Source organism: Algoriphagus jejuensis (assembly GCF_039523455.1).
Taxonomy (GTDB): domain Bacteria; phylum Bacteroidota; class Bacteroidia; order Cytophagales; family Cyclobacteriaceae; genus Algoriphagus; species Algoriphagus jejuensis.
In genome coordinates this window covers 1-13907 of sequence record NZ_BAAAFI010000046.1, presented here as the reverse complement: position 1 = coordinate 13907, position 13907 = coordinate 1, and the positions used below count along the sequence as shown (strand labels likewise).

The 13907-nt window shown below is 49.1% G+C and carries 12 protein-coding genes; 8 read left to right on the top strand and 4 right to left on the bottom strand.

Annotated features, from left to right (window positions below; translation table 11 throughout):
* The first annotated feature begins 78 nt into the window (after positions 1–78).
* A complete protein-coding gene (locus tag ABD031_RS18520) occupies positions 79–792 on the top strand; it encodes a DUF502 domain-containing protein (protein ID WP_343854132.1) in 714 nt (237 codons plus the stop codon).
* On the opposite strand, the gene ABD031_RS18515 is transcribed toward ABD031_RS18520, so the two are convergent.
* The 3 genes from ABD031_RS18515 to ABD031_RS18505 all read right to left on the bottom strand — a co-directional run bounded on the left by ABD031_RS18515 (position 761) and on the right by ABD031_RS18505 (position 3526).
* Positions 761–2278: a M20/M25/M40 family metallo-hydrolase gene (locus ABD031_RS18515; RefSeq protein ID WP_343854130.1), complete on the bottom strand. Its 1518-nt coding sequence runs from the start codon at positions 2276–2278 to the stop codon at positions 761–763. The genes ABD031_RS18520 and ABD031_RS18515 overlap by 32 nt on opposite strands.
* A gap of 73 nt (positions 2279–2351) precedes the next feature.
* A complete protein-coding gene (locus ABD031_RS18510; RefSeq protein ID WP_343854129.1) occupies positions 2352–2912 on the bottom strand; it encodes a YdeI/OmpD-associated family protein in 561 nt (186 codons plus the stop codon).
* Positions 2913–2965: 53 nt separating this feature from the next.
* Positions 2966–3526: a DUF4256 domain-containing protein gene (locus ABD031_RS18505; RefSeq protein WP_343854127.1), complete on the bottom strand. Its 561-nt coding sequence runs from the start codon at positions 3524–3526 to the stop codon at positions 2966–2968.
* Positions 3527–3866: 340 nt separating this feature from the next.
* On the opposite strand from ABD031_RS18505, the gene ABD031_RS18500 reads away from it, so the two are divergent.
* Positions 3867–4568 (top strand): ferritin-like domain-containing protein, encoded by a 702-nt coding sequence (locus ABD031_RS18500; RefSeq protein ID WP_343854125.1) that lies wholly within the window; start codon positions 3867–3869, stop codon positions 4566–4568.
* 24 nt (positions 4569–4592) lie between these two features.
* The gene (locus tag ABD031_RS18495) at positions 4593–5414 is read left to right on the top strand and encodes a ferritin-like domain-containing protein (RefSeq protein WP_343854124.1); all 822 of its coding nucleotides are present in this window, start codon (positions 4593–4595) and stop codon (positions 5412–5414) included.
* 74 nt (positions 5415–5488) lie between these two features.
* Here the strand turns inward: ABD031_RS18495 and ligA are convergent, their stop codons facing one another.
* Positions 5489–7939, bottom strand: a complete 2451-nt coding sequence (gene ligA / locus ABD031_RS18490; protein WP_343854123.1) for an NAD-dependent DNA ligase LigA — start codon at positions 7937–7939, stop codon at positions 5489–5491.
* A gap of 204 nt (positions 7940–8143) precedes the next feature.
* Here ligA and ABD031_RS18485 point away from each other — a divergent pair, with 204 nt between their 5' ends.
* The 5 genes from ABD031_RS18485 (at position 8144) to ABD031_RS18465 (ending at position 13770) form a co-directional block, all read left to right on the top strand.
* Positions 8144–9388 (top strand): DUF2264 domain-containing protein, encoded by a 1245-nt coding sequence (locus ABD031_RS18485; protein ID WP_343854121.1) that lies wholly within the window; start codon positions 8144–8146, stop codon positions 9386–9388.
* A gap of 226 nt (positions 9389–9614) precedes the next feature.
* Complete coding sequence (locus tag ABD031_RS18480) at positions 9615–10247, top strand: TetR/AcrR family transcriptional regulator (RefSeq protein ID WP_343854119.1); 633 nt, start codon at positions 9615–9617, stop codon at positions 10245–10247.
* 56 nt (positions 10248–10303) lie between these two features.
* Positions 10304–10882: a GrpB family protein gene (locus ABD031_RS18475; RefSeq protein ID WP_343854118.1), complete on the top strand. Its 579-nt coding sequence runs from the start codon at positions 10304–10306 to the stop codon at positions 10880–10882.
* A gap of 38 nt (positions 10883–10920) precedes the next feature.
* Positions 10921–12981 carry a methionine--tRNA ligase gene (gene metG / locus ABD031_RS18470; RefSeq protein WP_343854117.1) on the top strand — a complete coding sequence of 687 codons (2061 nt, stop codon included), beginning with the start codon at positions 10921–10923 and terminating at the stop codon, positions 12979–12981.
* A 453-nt stretch (positions 12982–13434) separates the two neighbouring features.
* The gene (locus ABD031_RS18465) at positions 13435–13770 is read left to right on the top strand and encodes a nucleotidyltransferase family protein (protein WP_343854115.1); all 336 of its coding nucleotides are present in this window, start codon (positions 13435–13437) and stop codon (positions 13768–13770) included.
* Positions 13771–13907: the final 137 nt, after the last annotated feature.

The window sequence follows — 13907 nt, the reverse complement described above, 5'->3', positions numbered from 1 at the left end:
GGAAGCATTCGGGAATCGATACTTCCGAAGGAGCGAAAATCTCCTTCATCGGCAAGCTCACCTCAATTCACTCTTAAAATGGAAAATCACCTACCACCTCAAAAAGAGCAGGAAATCCGAAGGGATAAATCCTCGACGAAGTCATTCATTTTTAGAACATTTTTGCATGGGGCTATATTGATTTTACCCACGGTCATCATCCTGTTTTTACTCTCTCTGATATTCAAATTTGTATTTAATCTCGTTTCGCCAATCAGCTCGATCTTAGCCCCAAACGCAGAAAAAAGCACTTTCTTGATAAATATTCTGGCACTGATCATATTGCTTGGATTCATCTTCATCATTGGTCTGATTTTGAGAAATACGAGCAGAAAGCGATATTTTAAAAATTTCGAATCCAAGTATTTGCTTCAAATCCCGCTGTATTCTACTGTCCAAGAAATCATTGCGCAATTCACCGGCCTCAAAAAAATGCCGTTTAGCCAAGTCGTTCTGGTGGATGCATTCAACACAGGTGTACTGCTGACGGGCTTCGTAACTGAAACGATTGCTGGGGAAATATATACCGTTTTTGTCCCAACAGCGCCCAACCCAATGAACGGGAACATCTACCATGTACCGGGATCTCAATTAAAATTTTTGGATATTGAGCCTGAAAAAGCCATGCGTTCCATCGTCGGAATGGGTACCGGCTCATCCATTTTGTTTGCCGCAAAACACCGCTTCGGAGAAGTAGCTGAGATGAGTCGAACTACCCAAATCAATACATCGGCTGTGTCAATACACTCATAATCGCCTGAATTCCTTCTTTGTAATTTCCCAGTCTCAGATTTTCGTTTGGACTATGCTGGTTATTGTCCGCATTCACCGTGGGGATTGTAATCGCAGGAATTCCCAATGCATCTACAAAAGGAGAGATTGGTATAGACCCTCCCGAGATCCGAATCTGCACCGGATCTTTCCCAAAAGCCCGGTTCATTGCTTTTCTCAGCCATGCTCCAGCGTCTGAGTCCATCGGCGTGCGAAATGCCTGATAGGAAACCGACTTTTCCATTTTGACTAGTTTAGGGTAATTCATCCGCTCTTCGTCCGTTGGATCCTCGCTGACAATATGAAATCCCTGTGCATTGATGTGATCTTCAATCAATTCGAACAGGCGATTTGGATCCGATTCCGGTACCAAACGAATATCTAATTCTGCTACCGCAGTGGCGGGGATGATCGTCGTCGCCTGAGTACCCGTATATCCCGAATTCAACCCCCGGATATTCAAAGACGGATAGTTAATGCTTTCCTGATAGGTTTCTCCGACTTTGTCTGTCCGCCCGATTCCCAGCCTTTTTTGTACAGCAGGTTCATTGTCGGGTACTTTGGAGAAAATCTCCCGCTCGGCATCCGTGAAGGTGATGTCATCATAATACCCCGGAATTACTATCCGACCGTCTGCGTCCTTCATAGATGCCAGCAACTGAGATAGCAGGAGGGCTGGATTGGGGGAATAGTTTCCGTAGTGGCCGCTGTGCTGGGGGACTTTCGGGCCGTAGGTTGTGAGCGTCATATCAGCGATTCCGCGGGCGCCATAACTCAGGGTAGGTTCGTTGCTTGTGTGGCGTGGGCCATCCATGATGAGCATCAGGTCGGCCTTGAGTTTCTCTTTGTATTCGACTACTGCAGCTGGAAGTCTCGGCGAACCCTGTTCTTCCTCAAAGTCCAAGATGATTTTGATGCTATAATCCGGCGCCAATCCCGCTTCGGCCAATGCATCCCATCCAGAGATAAACATGGCAAGCGGCCCCTTGTCATCCGAACTTGATCTTGCGAAAATCCTCCATTCCGGATCGTATTCTGATTGGAGTTTTTCGATCGCGATAGGCTCCCAATTGCCTGACTCATTCTGGGCTTTCAACACCGGAACATAAGCGTCCGGTTGATCCCATTTGCTGATATCAACTGCTTGGCCATCTACATGAAAATAGAATAGTGCGGTTTTAGTGGCTGCGGCTTGGGTTTTTTCTACCAAAAGGAGTGGAATACCTGCCGTCTCCAATCGCTCGACGCTCCAACCTCTATCTTCAAAAATGTCCTCGCACCATTGGATATTGACCTCGATCTGCTCAGGAAAAACGGCATCGTTGGGCATGGAAACGATCTCCGTGAGCAGGCTGAGTGCAGGCTGCCATTGGGCTTCGGTCATCGATTCCAATTGCGCACGCGTGGGTGTTTGAGCATGAATTGCAAAAGAAAAAAGCAAAAAGAAAGTTAAAGCTTGTAGTCTCATGAGAGGAGGAAGTTAGCAATGGGGCCAAAAAACGTATTTGAAAGGAGTGAAGCTTAGCGGTGTGAAAAAACGCTCACCGATACTTGTCATTCAGTCCGACTCCTTCCAAAATCATGGGGATGATTTTCTCCATTCGGGAGAGCTGCGTAGCCTCCCGCTTGGCGGTTGTCAAGTGTTCGACAAATTTCTTTTGTTTGAATGGAGTGAGCGAGTCGAATGCTTCCTGAAGATTTTTGTCGGCGTCCAATCTATGCTGAAAGAATTCAGGGATCTCGAGTTGTCCGGATTTCTGAGGCTTCCAGACTTTGCCTGCGACTTCGTTGCGAATGGCTTCATGAATATATTCCAAGATCTTTTCCTCGTCGATTTCGTCAGCAGATTCAAACCGCCAGTGTCTGAGTGCTTTGGTTACGCCTTCCTGCGCATTGACGAGTTTCTGATAAGGGTCGGAAAGAAACACGCCGTTGTAAAACCAAAGGCTGAAGTAATTTTTGAAACCCACGGCACTGACCACATTTTTGCCTTTATGCGTGTAAACTGGTATACCCCATTTAATGCTTTCTTCCAGTTCAGTTTTTACAATAATGGATCTGAGTTTTTCTATTTCTTCTTTCCAAAGAGAATCGCGGTCCATATGGTTGTGTGGTTTTGGGAATGATTAATTGAGAGATCAGAAAGTTAAGGAATTCAGACCTTGAGTAGTCCCCGAAATCCTCGAGCTGCATAATAGGACTCTGCGCCGTTGTGGTACACGAAGATATGCTCGTAGCGACGATCACAGAAAAGCGCTCCTCCGAGTTTTCGGATGGCAGCAGGCGTTTCAATCCAGCTGGAGGTTTTGGTGTCAAATTTCCCGACTTGTTGTAGCTCCCGGTATTGGGCCTCCGATAGAATTTCAATCCCCATTTCGGCTGCCATTGCCTGGGCGCTTGTTTTTGGCTTGTGTTCCTTTCTGGATTCCCAGGCTTCCAGATCGAAACAGCAACTTCTGCGTCCTGCCGGGCTTTCGGCCGAGCAATCAATAAAGATGAGTTCGTCCGGTTTGCCGTCAGATAGCAGTACTACATCGGGTTCGCCACCGGTGACTTCCATCTTGTGCAGGGATTCGAGTTTTTTGGGATTCGCTTCGAGCTTTGCCTGAACGGTATTCCAATCAAGCCCTTCATGGCGTTTCGTATTTTTCTCAAAACGCAGTTTTAAAATATCGAGAAGTTCTTCCCGGGATAGCTCTTTTTTGGAGTTGCTCATCGTGCTGGGTTTATTGATTTAAAAATGATTCGCCTGGTTAAAAATAAAGCATTAAGCATCGATTTTTCAAATGAAAGAGAGATAAGAAGAATAAAGTGCTTCGAATTCAGCTGCTTTTTTCCAGACTATAAAAATCCTATAAGTATCTAAAATACAATAAGATATCATTTGCTCCTGATCTCTTCTCAAAGAAATGTTGGGAAAATAAATTATTGGCTCAATCCAAGTTCGTTTCCCGCTTCGTAATTCCTTCCAGATCCAACGGCGAATAGTCTGATTTCGGATTGGACTTTTTTTCAAGGAAAACTAAAACCGAATTATTAACCTAAATCACAACAACATGAAAAAGGAATTGATCAAGCCGCAAGGTTTGGTGACCAATGCAAACCGACGTCAGTTTCTCAGAGTAGGAACGATGACAGTCGCCGGAGCAGGCTTGCTACTGATGGGCTGTAACGATGAAGATGATATGGTGCCACCGATGGATGGGAAAGTCAATCTCGGTTCGGGAGATACGGGGATTTTAAATTATGCATATGCCCTGGAGCAGCTGGAAGCGGCTTTTTACGCCGAAGTGATGAAAGGAAGCTATTTCGCCAACGCCTCAGCAGAGGAAAAAACCATCATGGGCGATCTGGAAAAGCACGAAAGAGCACACCGCGAATTTTTCAAAGCGGCCCTGGGTACCAATGCGATCAAGGGACTGGAAGTCGACTTTAGCAGTATCGATTTTGGTAACAGAAACTCCGTTTTGGCAGCCGCTAAGACTTTCGAGGATTTGGGCGTAGCTGCTTACAATGGTGCGGGACAGTTTTTGGAGAGTGCTGATCTGCTCTTGATCGCGGGAAAGATAGTTTCCGTTGAGGCAAGACATGCGGCTGCTATTCGTGATCTTATCAATCCGGGTTCGGCGGATTTTGCAGGCGATGACATCATCGATGCCAACGGACTGGAGCGCACCCTCACCTATACTCAGGTGCTGACTGCTGCCAAGACTTACGTAAAGACTGAAATTGACTTCAGCTCCCTACCAACCAGCTAATTCCACACTTTAAATCACACAGACATGAACTTGATCAAATTATTAGATAGCATGTGTCCTGACACGAAAAGTGCTGAGGACAAAGACCGTTTTTATTCCCGGCGAGATGCCTTTAGGCAATTTGGGGATTTCAGTAAGAAAGTAGCGATGGCGGCAGTTCCGCTAGGCGTATTGAATGCAATGCCACAGGTGGCCAAGGCGGATACCGCCAGCTTGATCGGAGTATTGAACTATGCGCTGACATTGGAACATCTGGAGTATCGCTACTACCAAATGGGCTTGGATTCAGGAGTCATTGATGCGGCAGACCGGGTGATTTTTCAGAAAATCAGAGATCACGAATTGGCTCACGTGAAGTTTTTGCAGGAAGTGATCGGAAACGTACTGAAAGGTACCGCGGTTGCGGAGCCAGGCTTTGACTTTACCGCAGGCGGAAACTTCATGCCGTTTACCGATTACCCGACCTTTTTGGCGCTTTCTCAGGCTTTTGAGGATACGGGAGTGAGAGCATATAAAGGACAGGCCGCAAATGTGAAGGAGAGTGATGTGGTGTTGACTGCGGCCTTGTCCATTCATTCGGTGGAAGCGCGGCATGCCTCGATGGTTCGTCGACTTCGCACCAAAAAAGGACAAGACACCGTCAAAGGCTGGATTACCAACGGGTCGATCGGCTCACTGCCAGCGGCAACGGCTGCGATCTATGCCGGGGAAGAAAATCTCACTCATGCCGGCGTGAATGTGTCAACTGCCACAGGAATCGATGCCGCAGCCGTGTCTGAGGGTTGGGATGAGCCTTTGAGCAAGGATGCTGTTCTTGGTATAGCAAGCCTGTTTCTGGCGAGTTAATACCTCGGGTTCGGGCAGTGGATTGAATAGGTGTCAAACAACGGCAGTAGCCAATTGTCTGATGCCTATTTTTTTTATTTCACCATCCCCATAAACTCCTCCTCCGAGATTAGGGGAACACCGAGTTTTACAGCTTTCTCCTTCTTGCTCGGTCCCATATCCTCGCCTTCGATAATGAAGTCGAGATTTTTCGATACCGAAGAAATGTACTGACCTCCATGCGCTTGGACGAAGTCCACGATCTCGTCCCGCTTGAAGTTCTGGAGCTTGCCCGAGGCCAAGATTCTTTTGCCTGCCAGTGCGTTGCCGAGCTGTGCGAATTCCTTTTGTTCGATTTCGAAGTTGAGTCCCTGGGCCCGCAGTTTGGCGATGTGGTCCAGGTTTTCAGCTTGGGCAAAAAACTCCCCGATGCTGTGCACCAGGGTTTCGCCGACGCCGTTGATCTCCAGGAGTTGCTCGGAACTGGCTTCGCGGAGCTTATCGATGTTGCCAAAGTGCCTGGCAAGGAGTTGGGCGGTGTTTTCGCCGATATTCCGGATGCCAATGGCGAAAAGGATTTTCTCGAAAGGCTGGGCTTTGGACGCGTTGATCCCGGCAATCATGTTGGAAATGACGCCTTCTTGGAAGGTGTTGGACTTCAGTTTTTTGATGCGTTCGCTTAGCTCGTCGGGCAGATCGAGGCCCAACTCCAGCAAAATCATGTGTACAGTTCCATGCCTTTTGCTTGCCTCCAGGATTTGCTCAAACTCGACTCTTCTGCCCAGAAACAGCTCCAAGACCAACGCCACTGGAAGAAAGTCTTCCATCTTTGGCAACTCGGGATGATCTTTGAGCTGATGGATCAGACGCTCCACGTTACCGGTGTTGACGGGTACCTTTTTCTTCCAAAGCCGGATTTGCTCCTGAAAAGCTTTGAGGGTTTCCATAAGTGGCAGCTCGGCTTTTTCTTCCAGAAAATCTTGGATCTGTTTGGAAGAAATCCCTTCCGTCAGCGCAAAAAGCGCCTTTTGCAAGGTAATGTACAGGATGCCGGAGGTCTCCCGCTCGTACTGATCCTGGCTCATCTCCAGTCCGAGGAGCTCGCTCTGGCGGTTTTCGAGCGCGTAGATGTCAGCATAGCTTTGAATAAAACCCTGATCAATCAAGGCACGGATCCGCTCGGTACCGAGGGAGTCGATATCCATCGCCCTTTTACTCACAAAATGCTCTATCCGTCCCAGCACCTGGGGCGGACAAGTCGCCGCATTGGGGCAATAGTGCTTGGCTTCGCCTTCCCTGCGGATCAGGGCTGTACCACATTCCGGGCAATTCTCAATGTATTGGATGGGAGCGGAGTGTGGCTCTCTTCTGGCCGGATTGACAGCGGTGATCTTGGGAATGATCTCGCCGCCCTTTTCCACAAAGACAAAATCCAGCTCATGGGTGTCAAGTCGCTCGATCTCGTTGGCATTGTGCAGAGAGGCCCGCTTGACCGTGGTCCCGGCGAGGCTGACCGGCGAAAGATTGGCCACAGGTGTGATCGCGCCGGTTCGGCCCACCTGATAGGTGATGGACAAGAGCTGGGTTTCGGCACTTTCAGCCTTGTACTTATAGGCAATCGCCCAGCGGGGAGTCTTTGCGGTAAATCCGAGCTCCTCGCGCTGATCATAATCGTTGACTTTCAAGACAATCCCGTCTGTATCGAGGGGGAGAGAGAAGCGCTTCTCCCGCCATTCCTCTATATAGGTTAGAACCTCTTCCAGTTTGCCTGCTTTCAGATACGTCGGAGACACATTGAACCCCCAAGTTTCGAGCAGGTGGATAGCTTCGTCGTGTTTGCTGACACCGATCGTATCGCCGAGCAATTGATAAAAATAGCAGTTCAGTCGACGCTTGGCGACCACTGAGCTGTCCTGCATCTTGAGCGTGCCAGAAGCGGCATTCCGGGGATTGGCCAGCAAGGCTTCGCCTTTTTCCTCCCGCTCGGCGTTGATCTTTAGAAATTCTTTCAAAGGCAAGAAGATCTCCCCGCGTACTTCGAACTTTTCCGGCACAAATGGGCCGGTGATCCGTAGCGGAATATTGCGGATGGTGCGTACGTTGGCGGTGACATCGTCCCCTCGGGTGCCGTCGCCACGGGTGACAGCACGTGTGAGCTGCCCATTTTCATAGACCAAGCTGATCGCTACTCCGTCAAACTTCATCTCGCAGAAATACTCATAGTCCGCATGTCCGAGTCCCTTTGCCACCCGCTCATCAAAGGCGACCAACTCTTCCTTGGAGTAGGTGTTACCCAGAGAAAGCATCCGCGACTCATGGGCGACGGTTTGAAACTCCTTGGTGATCGTGCCGCCGACGCGCTGGCTGGGACTGTCGGGATCGAGCAGGTCGGGAAACTCCGTCTCCAGCCGAATCAGTTCCTCGAGCAGCTGATCAAACTCCAAGTCGGAGATTTCGCTTTTGCTCTCCTGATAGTAGAGATGGTTGTAGCGGTTGATCAGTTCGGAAAGTTGGGCGATACGGGCGGCGGCTTCTGTCTGCGTCATGGATTTGGGCGAAAAGTGAAAGGTTAAAATTACAAGGATTGGGGGATTGGAAGATTTGAAAATTCAAAAATTGTAAGATTAGAACCTGGATATGAAAAGGCAGGTATGGGAATGTGCGGATCTAGGTGAGGTTTTTTTGGAAAATAATTAGGTCAATTGCACTACATGTGTGATTTTCGCCAAAACCTTGAACATTAAGTCGAAATGATTAAATCAATAGTTTCCGTGCGTTTGGTTATTTTTTCCCTTACGCTTCTTTTCTGCCTCCAGTACGCGCCGCTTTCGGCACAGTCCAAATCTTCCACCCGCGAACTCTGGCTGGACTACCTGGATCGGGTGGCCCGACCGGTGATCTCCAACTTGGCGGAGGATCAGCTCAAGGCAAACATGCCTATCGCTTTGGCACCCAAGATTGACAATACAGAAACCCGCACCCGCGTGGCGTATCTGGAGGCCTTTGGTCGTACGCTCTGCGGCATCGCCCCTTGGCTCAACGGCGAGGGGGGGTCGGAACGAGAGCAAAAGATGAGGGCCCAGTACCGCGCTTGGACGCTGAAGGCAGTGGAAAATGCCGTCAATCCCGAGAGCAAAGACTACATGGTTTGGGAAGGATTCCAGCCCCTCGTGGATGCTTCGTTCTTTGCCCAAGGACTGATCCGAAGCCCATGGATCTGGGAAAATCTTTCTCCCAAAGTACAACAGCAAGTGGTCGTTGCGCTGCTCATCTCTCGCAAGACTATCCCCTCTTATTCCAACTGGCTGCTCTTCACCGGCATGGTGGAGGCGTTTTTCTGCAAGTATGGTTACGAATATGACCGCGTTCGTCTGGACTACGGATTCAAGACCTTTGGTCGGCAATGGTACACCGGTGACGGGATGTTTTCCGACGGCAACAGCTTCAATATGGACTACTACAACAGCTATGTAATCCAGCCCTTTCTGGTCGATATCTTCGATGTGGTGAAGGAAAAAGACAAGGCTTACAACTGGATCGAAAAGGATCTGGTCAAGATCACCGCCCGATATGCAGAGATCCAAGAAAGGACGATCAATACCGACGGAAGCTTTCCGGTCATCGGGCGATCGATTATTTACCGTGGTGCAGCTTTTCAGCACTTGGCAAATATGGCTTTGTTGAATCGACTACCGGAAAGTCTGACGCCGGCGCAGGTTCGTGGGGCGCTGACAGCTGTGATCGGCCGTACCCTCGATGCTCCAAATACCTTTACAGAAAGTGGCTGGCTCAATCTGGGTTTGGCGGGCCATCAACCAAATCTCGCGGATTACTACATAAACACCGGCAGTCTGTACCTCTGCTCTGCCATCTTCCTTCCGCTGGGACTTCCGGCTGATGATCCCTTCTGGACCAGCCCGGATGCGGATTGGACTGCGAAAAAAATCTGGTCAGGAGGCGACCTTCCAGCCGATCATGCGATGCACTTGAATTGATCTTTTGGAAATCGCAAAAATCTAGGATAGAAACTCTGCAACTTGGTGTCTCTGCGAGAAACTTTTTCTCGCAAAGCCGCCAAGTCGCAAAGATTTTTTGACCACCCAATTTTTTAATCCGCACAGTGGGCAGGTTTTTCATTCCTTCCGGTCTTTCGATTCCGGAACTCTAATCCCTAATTCTAAACTCACCGCCCTATCTTTGCCTCCCAATCCCCACGCAACGATGAGCAAAAAAAACAGTCCAGAAGGTAAGATTCTTGATGTGGCCTATGGGCTTTTTCTGGAAAAAGGCTACCGCCATACCACCATGGATGACATTGCCCAGGAGACAGGAATGAGCAAAAAGACGCTTTACAAGTACTTTCCGGGGAAGCTCGAGTTGCTTTCTGCGGCTTTTGACCTGCTCTGTACGCGGATGAGGGCCAAGGTGGAAGGTATCGTGGACAACCGCTATCTGGCCTTTCCGCTGAAGCTGCGCTCTTTTCTCAGCGTGGTGGCCACCTACCTCGCACCGATCAATCCGGAACTTTTTGAAGATCTCCGAGAGCATGCGCCCGAAGTATGGCAGGAGCTGAAGGCCTACATCAACGAGTCTGCTCACATGCGATTTGCAAAACTGATCGAGGAGGGCACGAAGCTGGGCTTGGTCAATCCCCGCATCAATGTCAGCCTCGTGGTCATGCTTTACGCCGCTGCCATCCAGGCGATTTGGGATCCGAAGTTTGTCGAGCAGTTTCCGGAGGCGATACAGAAAGGGGCCAAGATGCCGCCTTCCGATGCCTTTGAGCAGGCCATCACCATCATCTACAGCGGCATTCTGACCGAGGAGGCCCGCAACGAATTTCAAAATGCCTAGCCAGGCCTTTGTGGGTTTTCCCTATCTTTGGCCTCTGTTTTTGAAGAAAAAGAAAGATGGGCAATCCGCTGTACGAGCTTAAAAAAGAAGACTGGAACCGGCTCTTTCCGATCCATCTAGAGGAGCACAATCCGGAGTGGAAGAGGATTTTCCAAAAGGAAAAGGAACTCATTCTATCCAAGATCTCCGGCTTTTCACCCGAACGGATCGAGCACGTGGGCAGTACCTCAATCCCGGGAATCAAGGCCAAGCCCTACATCGACATGTTGATCGTGATGCCCATAGAATATATGTTCAGCGAGGACCTGATCGCCGCTTTGGCAGAGATTGGTTTTACCTACTTCTTGGTGCCAAAACGGGACGATATCGAGGCCTACATGTCTTTTGGCAAAGGATACCATCTGGACGGGACGAAGTCGCAGATTTTCCATATTCATATGTGTTCCAGCGACAATTTTACCGTGAACCAATTGGCTTTTCGGGATGTATTGCGAAGGGATGGAAAACTGGCCAAAGCCTACGAAAAGCTGAAAGTCGAATCAGCCGCAAAATTCAAGAATGACCGAGGAAGCTACTTGCTTTCCAAAAATGAGTTTGTACAAGAAGTAATTAAAAGCACCGCAAATCCTGCATAATCCGGATGGATTTGCAGCTTAAGAAATAGAAGCAATCAATGAGCAACAAGAATTTTAAAAGATACACGGTCACCTCGGCCCTTCCCTATGCCAATGGCCCACTGCATATTGGTCACCTGGCGGGATGCTATGTGCCGTCCGATATCTACGTGCGCTACCTGCGCTCCCAAGGAAAGGACGTGGCCTACATCTGTGGCTCCGACGAGCATGGCGTGGCCATCACGATCAAGGCCGGAAAAGAAGGCAAAACTCCCCAGCAAGTCGTAGACCACTACCACGAGATGATGAAGGGAAGTTTTGATGCTTTCGGGATCAGCTTTGACCACTACTCCCGTACTTCCGCCAAGATCCACCACGAAACCGCACAGGATTTCTTCAGGGATTTGTATAAAAAAGGCGAGTTTCTGGAGCAAACAACCGAGCAATACTACGACGAGGAGGCCAACCAATTTTTGGCCGACAGATATATCGAGGGCACCTGTCCCAAGTGTGGCAATGAAAATGCCTATGGAGATCAGTGCGAAAAATGCGGCACCTCCCTCAGCCCGACCGACCTGATCAATCCCAAGTCCAAGCTCAGCGGCAGAACCCCGGTGCTGAAAGAAACCAAGCATTGGTTTCTTGATCTGGCGCGCTACCAGACTTATCTGAAAAAGTGGATTCTCGAAGAACATGCGGAGGATTGGAAGAACAACGTCTTGGGCCAGTGCCGCTCTTGGCTGGAAGCTGGAGACGGACTCCAAGCCCGATCCATGACACGCGACCTGGACTGGGGCATTCCTGTGCCCGTCGAAGGGGGCGAGGGAAAAGTGCTCTACGTCTGGTTTGACGCACCTATCGGCTACATCTCTTCTACGAAAGAATGGGCTGCCGAAAAAGGCGTCGATTGGGAGCCTTACTGGAAGGACGAAGACACCAAGCTCGTACACTTCATCGGCAAGGACAATATCGTCTTCCACTGCATCATCTTCCCGGCGATCCTGAAGACCCACGGAGGATACGTCCTGCCGGACAACGTGCCCGCCAACGAATTTCTGAATCTCGAGGGCGACAAGATCTCCACTTCCCGCAACTGGGCGGTGTGGCTGCATGAGTATCTGGAAGAGTTCCCCGGTAAGCAGGACGTACTTCGCTATGTCTTGACCGCCAATGCGCCGGAGACCAAGGACAATGACTTCACCTGGAAAGATTACCAAACCAGAAACAACTCCGAACTGGTGGCGATCTACGGCAACTTTGTAAATCGTGCCGTGGTGCTGACGCAGAAATTTTTCCAAGGAACCGTACCCGAAAGGGGAGAACTGAAAGGCTATGATCAGGAGGTTTTGGCTGCTTTGGCAGAATTTCCTGCAAAAATCTCCGCCTCCATCGAGCGCTACAGATTCCGAGAAGCATTGGGTTTGGTGATGGATTTGGCCCGCTTGGGAAATAAATACCTAGCAGACACCGAGCCTTGGAAAGAGATCAAAACCAACGAAGCCCGCACCAAGACCATCCTCAATATCGCCTTGAATATCGCTGCAAACCTGGCCATTGTGTCTGAACCCTTCCTTCCCCATACCGCCAAAAAGCTGTTTGACCTCTTCGATATCGAAGCGGGCAAATGGGAGGAAGCCGGCAATGGCGAATTGATCAAGGCCAATCGCTCCCTGGGAGAGATGGGCTTACTCTTCGAGAAGATCGAAGACGAAACCGTCGAAAAACAAGTCCAAAAACTATTAGATGCCAAGAAGATGAACGAAGCTGCCAATGCACCCGTGGCTCCGATGAAGGAGCTGATCACCTACGATGACTTTGCGAAGCTTGATATGCGGGTCGTGACGATACTCGAAGCCGAGAAGATGCCAAAATCCAAGAAGCTGCTCAAGCTGAAAGTGGATATCGGTCTCGGTCATCGCACCGTGCTGAGCGGTGTCGCAGAGCACTTTGAGCCGGAATTTCTCGTCGGCAAGCAGGTCACCATGCTGATCAACCTTGCACCCCGCAAGATGATGGGCATCGACTCCGAAGGTATGATCCTGATGGCCGAGGACAAAGACGGAAAGCTGAAGCTCTTGGTGCCACACGAAGGCACCGCCAGCGGATCGACGATTTCGTAAGTGAAGACGCTAGTAGCAAGATGCCATTCTGAGATCCTTTGAGGTTTTCAAACCTCGAAGGATTTTTTTTAGAAGAAAAAAACCTAAAAAGCTTCTATCATTGCGTGTCCTGATAATTCAAGATCAGACAATACCGAGGATGCAGGAATTTTGCCCACTGCAGACCGTCAAATAGGTATAGTAAGTTGGAACTTCGCCGGCGTACACCCAACTATAATTCGGATAGGAGCAGTGGGCTGATTTGCCAGCGAGCCGCGTTCGGCCTTGTGCGGCAGGAGCTTTGGCAAATCTTGATTTTTTCGTTCTTTTTTATCAAGAAAAAAGGACAGAGAGAAAAATCAGCCCAAGAAAGTTTTGGGAAAGTGTTTATTTGGATAGTCGTAGAAAGCACGCCTACACCAACCAGTACATCCAACTATTGGTGAATTTGAGCAAAAGCTTAGAAAGAATGTCATGAACCAGGACTTTGGGATTAACCAAAAAGGAATTGATATCCTTTCGCACATTTTTAAAAATTACCCGATGGTAAAGCAGGTCAAGGTCTATGGCTCTAGAGCGAAAGGCACCTATGGCGACCGAAGCGATTTGGATTTGGTTATCCTAGATTCGATTGATCGCAAGACTTTGGGTCATATCTTGATGGACATCAATTCCAGCGATTTTCCATTATTGGTGGATCTTCAGGCTTGGGATGATATCAAAAATGAAAACATCAAAGATCATATCCGTCGGGTCGGCAAAGATTTTTACATGAGTACAACAGAGTCTTTTTCTGAAAATAGCAAGTAGAATTCACTTGGAGGTTTTTGCCAAAGCTCGAAGAACTTTGGCATTGAAAACCAAGGGGATAGTTCATTAAACTGTGTCTAGGGTTTAAACTTTGTATCAACCCATTCCCTTAGTTGGCCTAGGCCAACTAAGGGAAT